Genomic DNA, 19,538 nt, shown 5'->3' on the forward strand with positions numbered 1-19,538 from the left:
GCCGCTATTTCTCTCAAAGTAGCGGCTTTTTTGCCTTAGGGCTTGTTTTGTCGTCACGCAATTTGGCTTATGTCTATCTAATCCACTGATATATATGCCTATCATCCACATCTATTGGTAATAATCTCCTTCGTTCCATAAATTGTTACCTGAATCATTATGTCGGGTTATTAGCTAGGGTACTGTTGTGGTTTACACCATGAGTCTATTTGGTTGCTAATAGGAACAAAGGTATACAAATGAATATTGAAAGCATGTCAGGTCTTGAATTGATGCAGGCTGTGGCGCGAGGTGACTTGCCGCATCCGAGTATGGCGCAAACGATACCAATGAAGTTTGTTTCGGTGGACAAAGGCGTCGCAGTTTTTGAAGCGATGGCTGATGAAAGGCATACCAACCCATTAGGTGGTGTGCATGGAGGGTTTGCCGCAACCGTACTGGACTCCGTTACTGCGTGTGCAGTGCATAGCATGTTAGAAGCAGGAATAGGTTATGGGACCATCGACTTGAATGTGAAAATGCTAAAAGCAGTACCTAAAGGCACGCCGTTAATAGCTGAAGGCAAAGTGATTAGTATGTCCAATTCATTAGGCGTTTCTGAGGGAAGGTTAACTGATGGGACGGGTAAAATTTACGCTTATGCTTCTGCTACATGTATGATCATGCGAGCGAAGAAACGCTAGTACCAATTACAATAAATAATTAACCACTCAGAAAAAATTTCAAGGAATGGTATAAGCCTTCCTTTTAGTATAGCGGGGCATTTTGTAGCGAAACGCGTTGTTTGTCGAAAAAGTGTCTTATTTTTATGGGCATAATGGCCTTTTACATATTAGGAGTAGTGAATGAGTTTGATGTGCGTGGGCAACCATAATGCGTATGGCAAATGGCTTAAAAGTGCATTTGTGGTGTTTACCTTGAGCTTGGGGGGCAAATCGTTTGCTGAAAACCGAATTGATACCCAACGCCCTGATGCCCCAGAGCTTGCTGCTTATGGTAAGCACAGTATCGGTGTGCGTCAGCTTGAAGTGATAAACCCAAATCAAATTGACATACTAAAACTCGATACACAAAAAGCTCAACCTACTGAGCTACCGCGTTATGACAGACCACTAACACTGGAGGTATGGTATCCCGCATTAAAAAGTAGTACGGGTAATACTGTGCTTGACGCCTATATGCGTGACGGCAAAACTCAAGTCGCTTTGCATGGCAAAGCCGTGCGTGATGCTAAGCCTGAAATGACTGATTCTGCTTTTCCGTTAGTGCTCATTTCCCACGGATACCCAGGCAATCGTTTTTTGCTAGCACACTTGGCTGAAAATATTGCTTCAAAGGGCTATGTAGTGGTGTCTATTGATCACACAGATTCAACTTATCGTACGAAAGCAGCGTTTTCGTCGACCTTGGTCAACCGCCCAGTGGATCAGCTTTTTGTGTTAGCACAAATAGAGGAGATGTCGAAAGACAAAGACTCATTCTTATTTGGTTTAGTTGACACTGAAGATACCGGCTTAATCGGGTATTCCATGGGGGGATACGGTGCCGTCATTAATGCTGGCGCAGGGGTAACTAAGCAAGCGGCGATGAGTCAACAAGGTGCGCCTTTTGGTACACTCAAACGCCATCAAACCGGTATAAAAGCCGGTGCGGATAAACGTTTAAAGACGGTAATAGCATTTGCGCCGTGGGGAATGAATTACCACATGTTTAGTCATGACACGCTTCAAGAGATCAGTGTACCTATGTTATTGGTTGCCGGCTCGCAAGATGATGTATCAGGTTACGAAAATGGCGTGCGCGCAATTTGGCAAGGCGCAACCAATGTGAACCGTTCATTGCTTACCTATGACAATGCTAATCACAACGCGGGTGCTGTAATGCCTGCTCCAGAAGAGTCTTATGTATTTGATGAAGAGCTGGGTTTTAATATCAGCGAACACTATATCGATGCAGTGTGGGACAACGCACGTATGAACAATATTGCTCAGCATTTTGTTACAGCGTGGCTCGATAAGTACCTGAAAAACGACGCTGACAAAGCGGCTTATTTGGAGCTCGTGCCGAATTCTAATGACGGCGTTTATGCACGCGATGAGCAGGGTAACCCCAAGCCAGAACATACCTACTGGAAAGGCTTTGCTAATCGCACCGCCAAAGGTTTACGTTTTGAGCGTCTAGCCGCTGGAGAATAAATCGGTATTAAGTCCCTTTATGTATCTATACGTTTAGGGGCTGACCTTATCACCTAAGCCTAAGCGCGAGTGCTCCTGGGAAGTGCGTCTAAAACGTGCGCCTAAGGCGCGTGCCTTCACGTAATGACCTTAAACTGTCACGAACAAAAGAGTAAATACAGCGGTAAAATTTACATTTACTGCCTCTAATTACGGTGTATTTATTGCCTTTGTAATTGTAACTTATTGATTTTAGTTAAGTATATATATGGCTTTGGTTTTGCTTTCTAGCTATCAGCGCAATAATAAGAAACGTTGAAAGCAAGGCTAGTAACCGTATGGATTTTATTCCAGATCATTTAATTAATTTTGAGATCGACATACAACTCGTCATTTATCATTTCTTCCAGTTGGGTCTGGCATTTTTGTTTGCATTACCCATAGCATTAAACCGCGAAAGTGGTTCAAGAGGTGCCGGATTGCGCACTTTCCCCCTGGTGGCTTTGGCATCGTGCGCGTTTATGCTCATCGCAATGAATGCTTATGCCGAAGGAGACGGAGAAGCCGAAGCAAGAGTGATGTACGGGGTAATCACAGGGATCGGTTTTATCGGAGGTGGCGCTATTTTCAAGCAAGACGATGGCGCAAGTGGAACCGCTACTGCAGCAGGGATTTGGAACACAGGGGCTATCGGGATTGCCGTTGCCTACCAAAATTACGAGATTGCGTTGATTTTATCGATTATGAATTTTTGTATTTTTCGCTTTGCTAAAACAATCAAGCTGAAAAAGCGTAATCAACCGGACGATTAGCCAACCACTCAATGAACTACGCAAAGAGTCAACGCATCAATCTATTTTGTACTTCAGTGATATACTGTGGTTCACGAGAACGTCATGAAACGCCCAATTCGACATGGGCACTATTCGCAATATTGGCTGACGCCGAATGCAAAAGGAAAGAAAATGAAATCGAATAACATCCTATTACTTAGCGCACTGTTAATCAGCAGCCTATTCATTGGTGGCTGCGCCAGCCAACCGGATTATCGCGAGGCCACTCGAGGCGGCTTTGGGTATAACGAGAGTAAATTTACCGATACCCAATATAGAGTGAATTTTAAGGCCCGGGGAACGGATAAATCAAAAGCCATGGATTACGCAATGCTTCGTGCTGCTGAGCTAACCTTAGAGCAAGAATACGATTGGTTTGTGGTAACAGACAGAGAAACCTTAGTCGATAAAGAACAGGTACAAGTTAGCCCACAAGTTGGCTTTAGTCGACGTTATGCGACGGTAACAGATTGTGGTGCGCTTACGTGTCGCACGTCACGTTTCCCTCGTAGTCAATTTGAAACTGGCGTGTTCATTGGCGGATCTGAGCAGAGCGAAATTGAGAGTATTTTAAATATTGAAATGGGCAAGGGAGCGCAGCCCGACGCCGGAACCAGTTTTGATGCGCGACAAGTCGTTGAAAACTTAGGCCCGAAAAAGGATAAAGTGCAAGAGTAGTCATTAAGCACTGCACTCTATCGACTTAAATGCCTGTGCTCTAGAACAGCAAACGCGCTGTAAACCATCATTAAGTCGCTCAATCGTGTAACGCGTTGAGCGGCTTATTCGACGCGTTGTGATAAGTCGCCAGTTCAGACAATCAGTAAGCTACACTAATACGCTGATTAAGGTGTTCACCCTGCTGAGCTTCATCAATCATGGCTTTGGCATAATCAGTGACCGAGATTTTGCTTTCACCATCACTGTTGGTGAAAAACGCATCTCCACCAATGCGATACTCACCTTCACTATCACCAGGATAAAGCACGGCTGCTGGGCTAACAAACGTCCACTGGGTGTTCAATTTATTGCTACGAAATACCCTTAATGCTTCGCCTTGGGCTAGGGCTTCGTCTTTAAATTCAGCAGGAAAGTCAGGAGAGGTAACAAGCGCTACACCTGGTGCTACTTCTAAGCTTCCTGCGCCGCCGACCCACAACAGGCGTTTTTGGGTATTAGCTAACGCGACCAATAAACGTTTAGCAGTTTGTGCTACGAGGTCGTGGTTGCCGGCTGCACGGCCACTAACTGAAGCAATGACCACGTCAGCTCCCTCAACAACGGGTGCAAAATCAGCGCTGCTATGTAAGTCAAATGCACGTGTTGATACACCTTTAATGGTTAATTTCGTAGGATCACGTACTATTGCGATCACGTCATGGCCTCGTGCTTTGGCTTCTGCTACTAGCGCGTTGCCTACCCAACCTGTTGCTCCTAATATTGCTATTTTCATTATCAAACTCCAATTGCTTTTTTTGTATTGCGTTAAGAAAGTAAAGCCAGTTTACTTGTGGTGGTATAAGTGATAAATATTCATTTTTGATAATAATTAGTTCAATTTAGGTTACTAATGGATCGGATTATTTCGCTACAAAGCTTTGTAGAGGTCGCGCATTATGGCAGTTTTACGAAGGCCGCTGAGGTCATAGGGTTAAGTCGCTTACAAGTCACTCGGCATGTGCAAGACATAGAGCAGTGGTTAGATTTACGTTTGTTTCATCGCACTACACGTAAAGTGAGCCTGACCTTGCAAGGCGAAGAAGCACTCGAATTTGCTAAAAATATCCTCAGTTCAGTCGCCGATCTTGAAAGCCGGGCTCATAGCCACAACCATGAGTTAGTCGGGACTATCCGTGTTGCTACGCCCATCGGTTTAGGGCAAAACTTGCTGTTCGATGTGGTAGAAGAGTTTGTTGCTTTACATCCTAAGGCGCAAATTCAGCTGGTGTTATCTGATGGGTTATCTCAATTAGTTGAGGAGCGAGTTGATATTGCTTTGCGTTACATAGACCTGCCGCATCAACAATTGATAGCAAGAAAACTAATGCATATCGATAGCGTGCTTTGCGCTTCTCCTGATTATATTGCAAAACATGTTACACAAGATTCACCACTGGAGCGGCCGAGAGACTTAGCCGCACATAATTGTCTTATCCATAGTAGCAATCATCAATGGCGTATTGTGTCAGCCACCAGCGATGAGAAAGTTCCGGTGTCAGGAAACATTCAAGCCAATGAAATGGGCATTATTCTAAAAGCCGCCTTACGCGGGCTAGGCATAGCAAATTTGCCTTGTGACTTAGCCAATCAATATTTACGCAGTCAGGCGTTAACCCAAGTGTTGCCTGAGTATCTGGCGCCCGGACATAATTTATGGGCGGTGTATTTATCCCGTGATCATCAACAAAACGTAGTGCGTGCGTTTATCGATTTTTTAGCGCAGCGCTGGCAGGGGGATGTGACCAGAGCACAATAACTAAGGGGAAAGTGGCATGCTCTGCGGTGGGTATAATGCTTAAAATGGAACTTGAACTTTTGTGAGCATCGCAGCTTCTAACCCTAGTCAACTTTACCTTATGGGCTTTAGGCTTAGCATTATACGTATGAATAAAAGGACATTTATGATGAATGCAAATCCACGATATTTAAAACATTCGGCCACGTTCGCTCTGTTAGTACTCGCCCTATCGGCATGTACCAACAAGCAACTGTATAAAGTAGGGCAGTCTTATCAGAAAAGTGAGTGCGAGCGCGCAGCACTGTCTGATGTGCAATTTAGAGACTGTAAAAACATCGAAGCAAAACGGTTTGAAGAGTATGAACGTGAACGCCAAGAAGCGTTAGATACTGATAAACTCTAGTTTCTTCGTTTAGTCTTAGTTTTTAGTTTTGTGGGAATGCGCAGACGTAAGCAACAAATTATGTGAGCCTCTTTTATAGCCTCACGTAATTTGAATTTAGGATTTGTATTCAGGGCGCTGTAAAACAGCCCCTGAATCGTTTTTATTGGTATCGATTATACGCCTTAGCGATTCTCTAAGCGGTTGTAATCTAACAGGCCACCTTCAATCGGACTATGCTTCATAAAGGTTTGATTGAGTTTATCACTGAATTGCCAAAAATCTTTTGCTGTCCGTCGTACTGCAAATAAATCTAGGAATGCTTGGTAATCTTGTTCACTTTTGATCTGTTGAGCTTTAGCTACTAATTTGGCTAAATCAGTTTCTTTGACTCGCCAGAATACATCAGGGTAACTGCCGAGTAATCCATGCACTAGGGTCACATCATCGTTAGCGTAGTCTCTGTTTGCATCTTCAGAAAACAAGCTGTTGACATTGAAGTGTGCGCTGTTGCGTACCAGGGTGAAAATTTCAGGCTCGTCACTATCTGTGGGCAGGACCATGATCATACTTAATTCAGGTAAAATTGAGGCGCTGGTACCTTTGATATTTGCTAGCTGCCCAAGCAGAGCTTTACTGTTGTCGCCTAATTCACTGTCTTGTAGCCGGTAACGGTTGGGTTGTACATCTTTCACGTGTTCAGCAAAAATACTGTACAATTCTTTTTTATGATCCTTGGTGGTAAATTGTATGCCGCTAGGCTGATCAAAAGGGTTTATTTTTCCTTCCACAAACTCAGTTAATTCTGGCCCTGCGTGTTGATACCAAGAAGCCAATTCTTTGTGACGTGTGTCTGGAGGTAAAAACGCTAAGAAGTTTGATTCACCTTCCATGCGTAAAAAATCCATATACAGACGTGTCATTAACTGATGGCCGTAATTTCCATACACATCAAAGCCGGCAACCAACAAGTAATGTATGCGCTCAAGTAAGGCATAATCAATAACCCAAGCTGTTTTAGGTGGTTTGCCCACTAAGCCTTTAATCACAGTGGCATTATCAAAGTGACGAAACACAGTTAACGTTGCATTGTCATTGTCGCCGTCTCCGGCCCATATATCCTTTTCGGTAAAATGTTGGCCGTCTTCCAACGCTGTGGCCATAAATTTGTTCCTTGCGCGCATGTAGTCACCTTGGCGTGATGCATACTCAAGCCAAGTAACTGCTAACGCGGTGCTTTCATGTTCAGCCGGTAAGCGCAGGTTGTTTTTCTGAGATTCGTAAAAATCACTGATTTTTGGTGAATCAACTACTTCGGGTTTAACAAAGTATACCCAGAAGCGATCATTGATCACGTTTAATGCGACTTGGCCGCGACAAACAGGCCCTTTGATGTATCCCATTATGGTATTTTGTGCCCGCTCTAGCATAAAGCGATAGCGCGAATTCTCAGGGAGTTGCGTGAACGCGGTTAGCGGGTTCGCCGCCACTTTTGGTTTATAGCTGGGTAATTCAGTGACGCGATAGTCAGCATCGACAAACCACTTCTGCCATTTATCTGTGAGTTCCTGATGAATAGCATAGGGCTGGTGTGTTTTGTTAACTATGGTCGACATGACGGGCTGCAAGCGATAATAAACCCGTGCTACACCTGGATCGTCAAACGGGCGACGGCTAGGAATGACATCAATAGCTTGCCCTGAAGGGGTTTTAGAACGTACAAGGTTGAAAAAGGTAGGTTGCGTATCCGGCTCGGTTATTTCACTGAAATACAAATGAGAGCTAAACAAATGTTCGTAAATATAGCGGGCACTTAGCTGCATCTTTAAGCTGTCGCCATTTAAAAACTGCTCTAACGCATCTACCGCTTGTGCTTGCGCGTCAGTTAACGGTGCGCGGGCAGGCATGTATGCACCGCTGTCTATCCATGACATTAGAATATTATGCTCTGCGTCAGTTAGCTCTGGCAGCGCGTATGGCATGCCACCGAAGGCTTGGCTTTTGGCATAGCCGTCAAATTCAGCAATGGTAGGACATTGCTGGCTTCGATCGATAGAGACATCGAATCGTTCGTCCAACAATTTTTCATCAGGTAGCGGATGTTGCTTTTTAAGCATTAGCATTTTAGCTAAAACAGACGATTGTGTGTTGGCTCTTGGGCTTTGTTCACGTTCATTTAGAACAGGATAAAAGCCGCGATAACGCCATTGCTTGGCGCCTAATGCATCCATGAACAAACGATTGGGCGTGGCGGCAAGAATACGTGAGCCATGGTAAACCATTTCTTTATTAGCCCCTCGTTCAATCCCTTCGGGTGAACTCATTTTTAGCTGACAGGGCGCATCGTAGCAAGCATGACATACCACGCAACGGCCTTCGATTACGGGGGCGACCTTTGTTTGATAAAAGCTGGTTGCCGGGCTTTCAAGGGTAGCTTGGGTGACACTTGCTGCGGCACGGTTTTCAGTGTTTTCGTGGCCGTAAAGCTTGTTGAAATCTAGATTTGCAATGGTCGCGCAACCGGAACATACAAGAATGACGGCGATGAATATTTTAATCCATCTAGAGTGTGTGTTTTGCATATGAGTCCATTGGGGCAGTCACGTTAATTTCCATTGAAAATAACGCGTAAAGAGTGGATAGCTGTTTTTGGCACGCAGTTTATCTTGTACAGTGCTGCAACTCAACTTTGGAATACCCAGTATGGGTGTTTCAGGGCGGGTGAGTCAGTGAGTTCGGGCTGTTTTGGAGCTAGGGTGTTGCCACCTTTGTTGACAGGAATGGTAAAAACAGGAACCCTACCGAAAGGTAGTTAACAGGCGTTTAATTGATTATGGTTCGTGAAGGCAAGATGACATCGGTAATGGGGCATATGCTCATTATCATATTGGCGGGGGAGCTCATTTTTGCATTGCCGTTTCATTTAGCGCGCTTTTTTCGTCCTACCTTTTTACAGGCATTTGGACTTACCAATACTCAGTTAGGTGATATTTTTGCAGTCTATGGCGTTGTGGCCATGTTGTCTTATTTCCCTGGTGGCATCATCGCCGATAAATACCCCCCAAATCGATTAATGAGTTTTTCTCTGCTAGCCACTGCGCTAGGCGGGTTATATTTACTTAGCGGCCCCAGCCATTTTGGACTCACATTACTTTTCGCCTACTGGGGAGCGACCACTGTTTTAGTTTTTTGGGCGGCTATGATCAAAGCCACTCGGCTTTCCGCTCCTTCTCATCGCCAAGGGTTTGCTTTTGGTTTGCTCGACGGTGGGCGTGGCCTAGCTGCGAGTTTATTCGCGAGTGTGGGAATATTGCTGCTAAGTTTTGGCACGTTTAACCCACAGGGCGACTTCAGTAACGCAGGAGAAGCATTTGATGCTATGCGTTTGCTTATTCTCTATTACACAGTTTTGACGGCACTCGCGGCAGGCCTAACTTGGTTTTTTGTTAGTGTGCAAGCTGAGTCGGGCGCAAACGATGATATTCAACTTCAAGAACAACCCTTACCAGCTTCATCATTAGGTTCAACGCTCATTAACCCTTTAGTTTGGCTGCAGGGGGGTATCGTCATTTGTGCGTATTGTGGTTATAAAGCGCTGGATAATTACAGTCTATTCGTGGTGCAACATTATGGATGGTCGCAGGTAGAAGGGGCGCAATTTATTACGTTCTCAAGCTATATGCGCCCGGTGGCCGCGCTTGTCGCTGGAATGCTCGCAGACCGCTTACGCACCAGTAAAATGACTTACTTTTTATTTGCCGCACTCGGGCTGGTGTTTGTCGGTATTGCTTGGATGACACATTTTAATGCGGCAATAACCTTAGTGTTGGCGATGTTGCTATTTACTTTTTTTGCGGTTTTCGCCTTACGGGGAATTTATTTCGCACTGGTGGATGAGAGTCAGATACGTATGGGAGCAACAGGCACAGCAGTGGGGATCATATCGGTGCTTGGGTTTACGCCTGATATATTCTTCGCTTCGATTTCAGGGCGGATGTTAGATGCGGGGCAAGAGGGCTTTGGATACTATTTTCTATTTGTGGCCGGCATAATGTTTGTCGGCTGTCTTTGCGCTTTACTGTTAGCGTTAAAGGTTAATAAAATACGCAAGCTTCAAGCTGCAAGCGCCTAAAACCATTGGAAGCTGTTTTTTTACTCCGACAATATAATCCACAATAAAACGGTTTTACCCGCCCAAAAGCGGTTAAATTGTCATGTTCGTAACATATCATTGACGCTGAACATCTGGTTTAATTAGTAAAATTATAAGTAAAAAGTAAATCTATGTTCGGTATTTTTAAACCTGCTTTACACCAACCTCGACTCCCTAAAGAAGAAATAGATAAAGAATATAAAGTCCTGCGATGGCAAGTCTTTATTGGTATTTTTGTGGGATATGCTGGCTACTATCTAGTGCGCAAAAACTTCTCATTGGCGATGCCTTTTCTGATTGAAGAGCAAGGCTTTACCAAAGGACAATTAGGCATTGCTCTGTCGGCCGTATCGATTGCTTACGGACTGAGTAAATTCTTAATGGGCAGTGTGTCTGATCGCAGTAACCCTCGTTACTTTTTGATGACTGGTTTGTTGATATCCTCAGGCGTGATGTTTCTATTCGGTTTCGCTGATTGGGCCACCCAGAGTGTGGCCAGTATATTCATTCTACTGTTTATCAATGGTTGGGCTCAAGGTATGGGCTGGCCTGCTTGTGGGCGCACTATGGTGCATTGGTACTCAGGAAATGAGCGAGGCCAAACGGTATCGTTTTGGAATATTGCTCACAATGTGGGGGGCGGTTTAATCGGCCCTTTGTTTATTTTGGGTATGGCTTGGTTTAATGACTGGCACAGCGCATTTTATGTGCCCGCTGTTGCGGCAACCTTGATTGCTGTGTTTATATACTTTGTGATGCGCGATACGCCGCAGTCTTGCGGGTTGCCGCCTATAGAGGAATACCGTAATGACTATCCTGCACAGTATTCAAAAAGCCACGAAGTAGAGCTCACAGCCAAGCAAATATTCATGCAATTTGTACTGAACAACAAATTGTTATGGTGCATAGCTGTAGCAAATGCGTTTGTATATTTAATTCGTTACGGTGTGCTTGATTGGGCGCCGACCTATTTATACGAAGTGAAAGACTTCTCATTCGACAAAAGCTCTTGGGCTTATTTCGCTTATGAGTGGGCGGGCATTCCTGGGACCCTATTATGCGGCTGGATTAGTGATCGTTGGTTTAAAGGACGCCGCGCGCCCGCTGCTATCTTGTACATGTTATTAGTGCTAGTGGCTGTGGTAATTTATTGGCTGAACCCTGCAGGTAACCCAACTATTGATATTGTAGCGTTAATGGCAATCGGTTTTCTTATTTACGGCCCCGTGATGCTGATTGGTTTATTTGCCCTAGAATTGGTGCCTAAAAAGGCCGCAGGCACTGCTGCCGGCCTGACCGGATTATTCGGTTATTTAGGTGGCGCCGTTGTCGCTAATATTGCCTTGGGGTACACAGTTGATCATTTCGGTTGGGATGGCGGTTTTGTACTATTAGTCGGTGGATGTATTGGCGCTATTCTGCTCATTGCTTTGACGTTAAAGCATGAAGTTGCGCATGAAAGTCATCAGCGAGAAGCTTAAGGGCTGCCGTTTATCACCAATTGCAGCATGGTGAGGCGCTTGTCTCACTATGCTTTTAGCAAGCTCGCGCTGAAATCATATCTTCAGAAAAAATCGTAGTCAGGTGTGGCAGAGCGTTCGTATCGGCTGAGTATCTGATTTTTGCGGTTTGTTACAGATTTTCTTTGTCTTTGAATGCGCCTGACCCCTTGATATATCTATGGTATCTCGCGCAGGCTGTCATGAAAATGCAATAATATATCTACCTAGTTAGCTAAACGCCTGAACATTCATGACATTTCATTGGCAAAGCGATAAGCTAAGGGGGTATTTAAAGTGGAAAAACAAACATGACAAATTCTGTAGTGATCAGTGGTTCAGGATTATGGAATCCTCCACACAGCATTTCAAACGAAGAGTTAGTAGATGCTTACAATGCGTATGCGACGCAGTTTAATCAACAAAACGCCCATGAGATTGAGTCGGGCTCTGTGACAGCAAAGCCGTTATCCAGTGCCGAATTTATTCAGAAGGCCTCAGGCATACGCAGCCGTTATTGTTACATGAAAGATGGCGTACTTGATATTAATCGGATGCGCCCTGCCATTCCTGAGCGTGCAGAAGACGCCTTATCTGATCAAGCTGAAATGGCAATTAATGCAGCTAAATTGGCCCTTGAAGCGGCAAATAAAAGCGCTGATGATATCGACGTAGTGATTGTATCTTGTGCCTATACGCAGCGTTCGTACCCTGCTTTAGCCATTGAAGTGCAAGAAGCTCTTGGCATTAAAGGATTTGGTTTTGATATGCTGGTGGCGTGTTCAGCGGCGACGTTTGCGTTGCATCGCGCCTATGAAATGATCAGTGCAGGCACAGCGAAAGGTGTGTTGGTGATTAACCCTGAACTAACCTCACCGCAAGTTAATTATTGTGATCGTGACAGCCATTTTATTTTTGGTGATGTATCAACCGCTATGGTAGTGGAACATGCTGATACGGCAACATCAGAACATGTGTTCGATATTTTAAGTACTAAAGCGGTCACTCAGTACTCGAATAACATTCGCTCAAACTTTGGGTATGTTAGCCGGGCGAATGATGTTGACCCTTACGGTGCTGATAAACTGTTCCATCAGGAAGGGCGCAAAGTTTTCAAAGAAGTTTGTCCTATGGCAGCACAACATATTAGCGAACACCTTGCGCGCCATGAATTAACCAGCGCAGATGTGAAGCGTTGGTGGTTGCACCAAGCAAACATCAACATGAATAGCCTTATCAGTAAAAAATTACTGGGTCGTGAAGCGACCCTAGAAGAAGCGCCAATCGTACTTGATCGATACGCTAATACCGCCTCTGCTGGTTCCATTATCGCGTTTAATTTGTACCATAAAGACTTGCAAGCAGGTGACTATGGCTTGCTGTGCTCATTTGGCGCAGGTTACTCTATTGGCAGTTTATTGGTAAGAAAAAGGTAATTTTGTAACGTCGAGACGTTCAAATACGACAAGAAAAATAACGTCGAGGACACATCACTATGTTAGCAGTTTGGGGGTACGCAGCCAGTGCACTAGGATACGCATTGTTATTGCTGCTATTGTTAACGTCGCGCAAGTCGGGTTTGGCAAAATATTTATTGATATTAGCCACAGCTGCTACATGTGTGTGGTCCTTGTCACCGTTTCTGATCAGTGAAATGACGGTCGAACGGCTGATTGTTTTTGATAACGTCAAACAACTCTTCTGGCTGCTTTTTCTGGCGGCGTGCTTAAAAGATAATTTTACCAGTTTACTCGGGGTATTAACCCGACCCGAAACTTGGCTTATATTAGCCTTGCCGATAACGGGCCTGATCATTCCTTTGGGGTTTGATGTCAATGACAATTGGCTATTTTTGCTGCAAACCTTATTGGCTTTACAGGTTTTGGTGTTGCTGGAAATCATTTATCGCCAAGCGGGGGAAAACCGCTGGGCGTTCAAACCTCTGATCTTATATTTAGGCGCCACGAATTTATTTGAATTTGTGACCTTCGCAAATGCACTTATGGTCGAGCAAATTGACCTTACCTACATTGCTGCCAGAGGCTTCATTTACACCGCACTGATTCCCTTGTTGGTACTTGCTATTCGACGAGTTCAACATTGGGGTGTAGACATATTTGTCAGCCGTGAAGTCGTGCTGCACAGTTCATTATTGTTAGTGGCTGGTTGCTATTTGTTTGTCATGTCTTTGATAGGCTATGTGGTTAAATATTATGGCGGTGAGTGGAGCACCACCATACAGGTTACCCTGATATTCCTCTCGCTCGCCTTGTTAGCCACCGTCTTCTTATCTGCTAGTTTCCGTACTAAGGTCAAGGTGTTTATTACTAAGCACTTTTTCGCAAACCAATTTGATTATCGTCATGAGTGGGTTAAGTTGACTCAATCGCTAGAAAGCAATCAACCTGGTCAAACGGTTTATCAGACAGTGCTCAATGCTTTTCTTCAAGCGATGGATTATCAGTCAGGCTTATTTATCAAGCGGGTAGATAATAAAGTCGCGTATTTGGCCGACCAAGTAGCTGAGCCTCTATGTGAAGAGCAGCAGGGGGTTGTGCAGCAGTTCTTTGACTTTTTTGAGCAAAAGAATTGGATTATTGATATGACTGAATTGCGTACCAAGCCCTATGTTTACGAGGGGTTAAAGGTGAATCACGCGATATTAAATAAGATCCCGTTTCAATTGGTCATTCCTATTTATCGTGATGATACTTTGTGGGGCGCAGTCCTGATGAGCAACACAAATGATACGTCGCGCAGTTTGAATTGGGAGTTGCGTGATTACTTGACGGCAGTGACTGCGCAAATCACGAATTTCTTATTTCATCATGAAGCGGCCAGGGAAGTGGCTGAGAACGCGCAGTTTGCCGCGTTTACCCGTATGTCGGCGTTTGTTTTACATGATTTGAAAAATGTTTTGGCACAAATCGATCTGATTTTATGTAATGCTGAGCAACATAAGGATAATCCTGAATTTATTGACGATACCTTTGAGACCTTGCATCACACCAAAGCAAGAATGGACAAAATGCTACGTCAGCTTTCTGAGAAGAATGCAGAGCCTGCTAGCCAGCAACGTTTGTGTAGAGTGTCAACGTGCATAGAGAAGGTGATCGAACAGCGCTGCGCCACGCAATTGCCTAAGGCTGAATTAACGGTCAAGAGTGAAATTGAGGTGGTACTTGATAACGACAAATTCGCTAATGTAATGTATCACCTGATCAGCAACGCCCAGCAAGCCACGGCTGATGATGGTTTCGTGCGGGTTGTGGTTAGTCACGAGCCGCAAAGTGAGCAAATGGTGGTGACTATATCTGACAACGGCTCGGGTATGAGCAAAGCATTTATTCAGCAACGTTTATTCACCCCATTTGATACCACAAAAGGCAATGCCGGTATGGGGATCGGCGCTTACGATGCAAAAACATTTTTAGAAAAAATAGGTGGATTTTTATATGTTCAAAGTGAAGAAAATGTTGGTACAGTCTTCACATTGAACATTCCAGCGAACTAATAGAATAGGTTGCAAGGATAAAGGCATGGAAAAGATTTTAGTGGTCGATGACGACCTAGGTATTCAAAAACAATTGAAGTGGAGCTTCTCAGGGTATGAGGTCGTGTTCGCAGATGATCGTACATCGGCTATTACGCAATTGCGTCGTCACGAGCCCAAAGTGATCACCCTTGATTTAGGCTTACCACCTGATCCGGCAAATGCCACAGAAGGCTTAGCGGCCCTGCAGGAAATTCTTGCTTTATCACCTAACAGCAAAGTCATAGTCGTGACTGGCAATAACGACAAAGTCAATGCGTTAAAAGCCATTGAACTTGGAGCGTATGACTTTTACCAAAAGCCTATCGACTCAGACACCATTCAAGTTTTGGTCAGCAGAGCGGCTCAGCTTTATGACTTAGAAAAAGAGAATCGTCATTTGTCTGCTGTTGCACCTTCAATGGATCGGATCATTGGTAATAGCGAGCAGATTTTAGCGGTAAGTAAAAAAGCGGAGCGTATTGCGCAGACTGACATCAGCACGTTGTTGTTAGGCGAAAGCGGCACGGGTAAAGAAGTATTTGCTCGCAGTATTCATGAACACAGCTTACGAAAAAACAAAGCGTTTGTGGCCATCAATTGTGCATCGATACCAGAAAATTTACTCGAAAGTGAGTTGTTCGGCTATGAGAAAGGGGCTTTTACTGGGGCGAACAAAACCACGCCTGGTAAAATTGAAAGCGCCCAAGGTGGTACCCTATTTTTGGACGAAATCGGTGATATGCCCGTCGGTTTACAAGCGAAGATGCTACGCTTTTTGCAAGAGCGGGTCATCGAGCGGGTGGGGGGACGTACTGAGATCCCGGTAGACATTCGCGTGATATGTGCAACCCACAGAGACCTAACTGCTATGGTGGCCGAGGAAACCTTCCGAGAAGATTTATATTATCGTATTGGTGAGATTAATATCATGATCCCGCCGCTGCGCGATCGTGGAAACGATGTGATTTTGCTCGGTAAAACTTTTTTAAATCAATACAACGAAGACTTTAAAACGAAGGTGAAAGGTTTCAGTGACAGCGCAGCACAAGCCATGCTTCAGCATCGTTGGCCAGGTAATATTCGCGAGTTACAAAACAAACTGAAGTCGGCAGTGATTATGGCAGAGTCTGCTTATATTCAACCGGATGATTTAGGCTTGCAAGTAAACGAAGAGCAAAATGCGATGCGCACATTGAACCTGCGCGAAGTGCGTGAAGAGGCTGAAAGTAGGGCCATTCGCTATGCATTCCAGGTGGCAGAACGCAATATGTCACGAACAGCAGAATTGCTTGGTGTGACGCGTCCAACTTTGTATTCATTGATTGATAAATACCATTTAGAGGATATTAAAACGGGCTCTTAACATGCATTGGCAATTAAGGGCGCTGGTATTGGTGTAGAACGTTTTTAGTTTTGGATATGCGTATATGCAGTGGTTTAAATACGCTTTGGCGTTATTGTCTTTGGTTGGTCTATGGTTTATTGGTTTAGGCCTTAGCACCTTTATTCCGCTGCCCGCCTCCTTACTGGGACTATTGGTATTGCTGCTAGGCTTAATATGGCTTAAGCGCATTCCTAACGCGTTACTAATAGTGTCTCAATTTGTGCTTGGGCATATGTTGGTGTTGTTTGTCCCTGCCACTATGGGAATTTTACTTTACGCAGAAACACTCGCAGATAATCTGCCGTGGTTAGTGTTAAGTATTGTTATCAGCACTTTGCTTAGCCTTGGTATTACCGCGTGGATTTGCCAGCGTCTATTACAAGCCAAGTCGGCTAATGCGCCTATATCTGATGATAATGAGTAACCCAGAGCCCAAGCTATGCTAAGCATCTATAGCGCCCACAATCCGTACTTATCTGCCATTATTTGGTTGGCTATCACCATAGGCGTTTATTTAATCTCATTAGTTATCTTTCGTCTATTAGGACGCCGCCCTGTATTTCATCCAATGATTTTCTGTATTGCCCTTCTGGCGGTTGTGCTTTTCTACGTTGGGGTCGGGGTCAAGGCTTATCAAGCTCATACTAATGTACTTACTTGGTTATTAGGGCCTGCTACCGTGGCATTGGCTGTTCCGCTATACACGCAGCTACGTAGTATTCGACAAAATACGCTGGCTATTATGCTTCCCATTTTGATTGGTGGATTGATTGCCCCTGTTTTAGCCCTTGCGGGACTCTATTTTTTGCCACTAGACAACCACGTCAGACTGAGTTTACTAACTAAGTCCATTACCAGCCCATTGGCGATAGAAACCAGTCAACATATTGGCGGTATTCCGGGACTTGCCGTAGTGATTGTTATTTTTACGGGTATTGTAGGGGCGGTTTTCGCGTCTGTGGTTTATCGTATTTTTAAGATTACTTCTGCCTCTGCTCAGGGCTTAGCACTTGGCACGGTAGCCCACGCCATTGGTACCGCACAAGGGTTTCAAATGAACCAAAAAATTGGTGCGTTTGCCACTTTAGGTTTGTGTATTAATGGTGTGCTTACTGCTATCGTGCTGCCGCTACTTTTCTTTTTATTTAGCTAGGGCGTGTTGCTCTTTGCTGTACGAATTTCGGTCTAAGTGTAAGCGTTTTAATCGCGAAACTGTCCTGTGCGGGCCTAGTGGGCTAAGTCAAAGGACTGTGACAAAGAGTAAAATGCTTCCATGACGACCGCAGCAAAAACGAACAAAAAAGATCAACATGCCCTAGTGGTACGAATACTGCTAACTTTTTCGTTAAGTTAACACTTACCTTGCGTTGTAAACGTGAGGTGAAGTCCTTACGGGTTAGTAAAATTATGCACAAAATAACGAGTAATCCAGTTCAATATTGGCTGTTAGTGATTTTCACTAGTGTCTTTTTAACCGCCTGTGGCGGTGGTGGTGGCTCTTCTGATTCGAATGATAATAATACGCCGGATGTCATAGTGAACGCGGGTCCAGGTGCCACTGTGAATGAAGGAACAACAGTCAGCCTGCAGGGTGACGCTGTAGGAACCACAGATGCCCTTACTTTTGCTTGGTCGTCATCTCCCGCTTTAGCGATAACTCATGATGATACAACAACAGGGGTCGCATCATTTGTCGCACCGACCACAACAGAGACCTTAACCTATCGCCTTACGCTGCAAGCGACTGACGGCAATGGCAATGTGGGATCTGACACCTTAGACGTCACGGTGTTACCCCTTAATACGCCTCCAGAGGCGCGAATTACCTACCAGCCCATAGATGGTTTTTCAAATAACCTGTTACCAGCAGGGCGTGAAATTACCTTATTAGGAGATACCAGCTCAGATGCTGATGCGACGGACGCAGATGACCCTATTGCCGCATATCAATGGCAACAACTTGCCGGAGTTGACGTTCTAACTGGGGTGAGTCGAGATGCAAGCAGCATTACTTTCACAACCCCTATTCGCGATGAAGATAATGACTTAACGTTTGAGTTGACTGTGACAGACCAAGAAGGCGCAACAAACACCCAAGCGCTAACGGTGACCATTTTAAGCGCAAGCCACAACGTACCAACGGTAGACGCTGGAGTTGATCACCAAGTGTTTTCTGGGGAAAGTATTGTATTATCAGGTGTAGCAGACACCAGTATTCCTTCAGCGAAACCACTGACCTACCTATGGTTAACGGATTCTTCACTAGAGCCTGAAATTGCTAACGCCAACGTCCTGCAAACCTACGCTGTTGCACCTATGGTTAGCACCAGTCAGGTACTGACCTTTACGCTAGAGGTGACGGATGCAAACAACAATGAAGTCGATGACAGTATAAGCGTTACGGTAAAACCCTTTCCCCGCAGTTTAATTAACGATACCGGGGTAACACGACAGGGCAGCACAAACGCCATTAATAGCTCTCATCAAGGGGATTATCCGGGACAAGACGGCCAGCGTGGCCGTGATGTTATAGCCACCAACAACATGTTAACTAAAGCAGGGCGCGGTGAAGGTGGCTTCGATTTTACTCGGTTAGACAACATTGGTGATGAAGTCGACGATATTAGCCAACCTTGGCGCTGCGTGCGCGACAATGTCACGGGATTGGTGTGGGAGATTAAGACTACCACTGGTGATTTACACGGCAGGCGGCATACATACAGCTGGTACTCAGAAGAAAACAACGGCGGCTATAGTGGGCCATTAAATCCAGCTACGCCAAGCTGTACGTTGGGGAACTGCAACACAGAGGCTTTTGTTGAGGCGGTGAATAATGAAGGTTTGTGCGGTTTTTACGATTGGAAATTGCCCAGCCACAATGAATTGCTGTCTATTGTTCACTTTGGCAAATCAACAAGTCCAATGTTGGATACAGATTACTTTCCCTATGCGGATAGCGGGCAAACCAGTATTTTGTGGTACTGGACGTCACAGGCCAGTGTTGATGGCACAAACGAAGCGGCACAAAATGCGTGGGCAATTGACTTTGCTAGCGGAAACGACAATTTTTTAAATAAATCTACAGCGGCTAGCGTACGCTTAGTCAGAGCAGGTCGATAA

16 protein-coding genes are annotated in these 19,538 nt (G+C 44.8%); 14 read left to right on the top strand and 2 right to left on the bottom strand.

Annotated elements, in window-relative coordinates:
* Positions 1-239: 239 nt before the first annotated feature.
* The 4 genes from FX988_RS17935 to FX988_RS17950 all read left to right on the top strand — a co-directional run bounded on the left by FX988_RS17935 (position 240) and on the right by FX988_RS17950 (position 3,685).
* Complete coding sequence (locus FX988_RS17935) at positions 240-683, top strand: PaaI family thioesterase (protein ID WP_160181457.1); 444 nt, start codon at positions 240-242, stop codon at positions 681-683.
* 162 nt (positions 684-845) lie between these two features.
* Positions 846-2,195 carry an alpha/beta hydrolase family protein gene (locus FX988_RS17940; protein ID WP_254700657.1) on the top strand — a complete coding sequence of 450 codons (1,350 nt, stop codon included), beginning with the start codon at positions 846-848 and terminating at the stop codon, positions 2,193-2,195.
* A 317-nt stretch (positions 2,196-2,512) separates the two neighbouring features.
* The gene (locus tag FX988_RS17945) at positions 2,513-2,986 is read left to right on the top strand and encodes an MgtC/SapB family protein (protein WP_160181458.1); all 474 of its coding nucleotides are present in this window, start codon (positions 2,513-2,515) and stop codon (positions 2,984-2,986) included.
* A 153-nt stretch (positions 2,987-3,139) separates the two neighbouring features.
* Positions 3,140-3,685, top strand: a complete 546-nt coding sequence (locus FX988_RS17950; RefSeq protein ID WP_201751601.1) for a CC0125/CC1285 family lipoprotein — start codon at positions 3,140-3,142, stop codon at positions 3,683-3,685.
* A 142-nt stretch (positions 3,686-3,827) separates the two neighbouring features.
* Here the strand turns inward: FX988_RS17950 and FX988_RS17955 are convergent, their stop codons facing one another.
* Positions 3,828-4,460, bottom strand: a complete 633-nt coding sequence (locus tag FX988_RS17955; RefSeq protein ID WP_160181460.1) for an NAD(P)-dependent oxidoreductase — start codon at positions 4,458-4,460, stop codon at positions 3,828-3,830.
* Positions 4,461-4,577: 117 nt separating this feature from the next.
* Between FX988_RS17955 and FX988_RS17960 the strand changes: the two genes are divergently transcribed.
* On the top strand, positions 4,578-5,483 hold the full coding sequence (locus FX988_RS17960; protein ID WP_160181461.1) for a LysR family transcriptional regulator: 906 nt from the start codon (positions 4,578-4,580) through the stop codon (positions 5,481-5,483).
* 145 nt (positions 5,484-5,628) lie between these two features.
* Entirely contained in the window at positions 5,629-5,868 is a 240-nt protein-coding gene (locus tag FX988_RS17965) for a hypothetical protein (RefSeq protein WP_160181462.1), read from the top strand.
* Positions 5,869-6,032: 164 nt separating this feature from the next.
* On the opposite strand, the gene FX988_RS17970 is transcribed toward FX988_RS17965, so the two are convergent.
* Positions 6,033-8,429, bottom strand: coding sequence for a fatty acid cis/trans isomerase (locus FX988_RS17970; RefSeq protein ID WP_160181463.1), 2,397 nt, complete (start codon positions 8,427-8,429; stop codon positions 6,033-6,035).
* A 251-nt stretch (positions 8,430-8,680) separates the two neighbouring features.
* On the opposite strand from FX988_RS17970, the gene FX988_RS17975 reads away from it, so the two are divergent.
* The 8 genes from FX988_RS17975 (at position 8,681) to FX988_RS18010 (ending at position 19,538) form a co-directional block, all read left to right on the top strand.
* Positions 8,681-9,979, top strand: coding sequence for an MFS transporter (locus FX988_RS17975; protein ID WP_160182232.1), 1,299 nt, complete (start codon positions 8,681-8,683; stop codon positions 9,977-9,979).
* Positions 9,980-10,131: 152 nt separating this feature from the next.
* A complete protein-coding gene (glpT, locus tag FX988_RS17980) occupies positions 10,132-11,481 on the top strand; it encodes a glycerol-3-phosphate transporter (protein ID WP_160181464.1) in 1,350 nt (449 codons plus the stop codon).
* Positions 11,482-11,810: 329 nt separating this feature from the next.
* Positions 11,811-12,935, top strand: a complete 1,125-nt coding sequence (locus FX988_RS17985; protein ID WP_160181465.1) for a beta-ketoacyl-ACP synthase III — start codon at positions 11,811-11,813, stop codon at positions 12,933-12,935.
* Positions 12,936-12,994: 59 nt separating this feature from the next.
* Positions 12,995-15,013: an XrtA/PEP-CTERM system histidine kinase PrsK gene (gene prsK, locus FX988_RS17990; protein ID WP_160181466.1), complete on the top strand. Its 2,019-nt coding sequence runs from the start codon at positions 12,995-12,997 to the stop codon at positions 15,011-15,013.
* A 25-nt stretch (positions 15,014-15,038) separates the two neighbouring features.
* Entirely contained in the window at positions 15,039-16,397 is a 1,359-nt protein-coding gene (gene prsR / locus FX988_RS17995) for a PEP-CTERM-box response regulator transcription factor (RefSeq protein WP_160181467.1), read from the top strand.
* A gap of 64 nt (positions 16,398-16,461) precedes the next feature.
* Positions 16,462-16,842, top strand: a complete 381-nt coding sequence (locus tag FX988_RS18000) for a CidA/LrgA family protein (protein WP_160181468.1) — start codon at positions 16,462-16,464, stop codon at positions 16,840-16,842.
* A 15-nt stretch (positions 16,843-16,857) separates the two neighbouring features.
* Entirely contained in the window at positions 16,858-17,571 is a 714-nt protein-coding gene (locus tag FX988_RS18005) for an LrgB family protein (protein ID WP_160181469.1), read from the top strand.
* Positions 17,572-17,825: 254 nt separating this feature from the next.
* Positions 17,826-19,538 carry a DUF1566 domain-containing protein gene (locus FX988_RS18010; protein ID WP_160181470.1) on the top strand — a complete coding sequence of 571 codons (1,713 nt, stop codon included), beginning with the start codon at positions 17,826-17,828 and terminating at the stop codon, positions 19,536-19,538.

The organism is Paraglaciecola mesophila (assembly GCF_009906955.1).
Taxonomy (GTDB): domain Bacteria; phylum Pseudomonadota; class Gammaproteobacteria; order Enterobacterales; family Alteromonadaceae; genus Paraglaciecola; species Paraglaciecola mesophila_A.

What these genes read in the sequence shown, in the direction of transcription:
- FX988_RS17935 (WP_160181457.1), top strand. Translation starts at nt 240, where the DNA reads ATGAATATTGAAAGCATGTCAGGTCTTGAATTGATGCAGGCTGTGGCG.
- FX988_RS17940 (WP_254700657.1), top strand. Translation starts at nt 846, where the DNA reads ATGAGTTTGATGTGCGTGGGCAACCATAATGCGTATGGCAAATGGCTT.
- FX988_RS17945 (WP_160181458.1), top strand. Translation starts at nt 2,513, where the DNA reads ATGGATTTTATTCCAGATCATTTAATTAATTTTGAGATCGACATACAA.
- FX988_RS17950 (WP_201751601.1), top strand. Translation starts at nt 3,140, where the DNA reads ATGAAATCGAATAACATCCTATTACTTAGCGCACTGTTAATCAGCAGC.
- FX988_RS17955 (WP_160181460.1), bottom strand. Translation starts at nt 4,460, where the DNA reads ATGAAAATAGCAATATTAGGAGCAACAGGTTGGGTAGGCAACGCGCTA.
- FX988_RS17960 (WP_160181461.1), top strand. Translation starts at nt 4,578, where the DNA reads ATGGATCGGATTATTTCGCTACAAAGCTTTGTAGAGGTCGCGCATTAT.
- FX988_RS17965 (WP_160181462.1), top strand. Translation starts at nt 5,629, where the DNA reads ATGATGAATGCAAATCCACGATATTTAAAACATTCGGCCACGTTCGCT.
- FX988_RS17970 (WP_160181463.1), bottom strand. Translation starts at nt 8,429, where the DNA reads ATGCAAAACACACACTCTAGATGGATTAAAATATTCATCGCCGTCATT.
- FX988_RS17975 (WP_160182232.1), top strand. Translation starts at nt 8,681, where the DNA reads ATGGTTCGTGAAGGCAAGATGACATCGGTAATGGGGCATATGCTCATT.
- glpT (WP_160181464.1), top strand. Translation starts at nt 10,132, where the DNA reads ATGTTCGGTATTTTTAAACCTGCTTTACACCAACCTCGACTCCCTAAA.
- FX988_RS17985 (WP_160181465.1), top strand. Translation starts at nt 11,811, where the DNA reads ATGACAAATTCTGTAGTGATCAGTGGTTCAGGATTATGGAATCCTCCA.
- prsK (WP_160181466.1), top strand. Translation starts at nt 12,995, where the DNA reads ATGTTAGCAGTTTGGGGGTACGCAGCCAGTGCACTAGGATACGCATTG.
- prsR (WP_160181467.1), top strand. Translation starts at nt 15,039, where the DNA reads ATGGAAAAGATTTTAGTGGTCGATGACGACCTAGGTATTCAAAAACAA.
- FX988_RS18000 (WP_160181468.1), top strand. Translation starts at nt 16,462, where the DNA reads ATGCAGTGGTTTAAATACGCTTTGGCGTTATTGTCTTTGGTTGGTCTA.
- FX988_RS18005 (WP_160181469.1), top strand. Translation starts at nt 16,858, where the DNA reads ATGCTAAGCATCTATAGCGCCCACAATCCGTACTTATCTGCCATTATT.
- FX988_RS18010 (WP_160181470.1), top strand. Translation starts at nt 17,826, where the DNA reads ATGCACAAAATAACGAGTAATCCAGTTCAATATTGGCTGTTAGTGATT.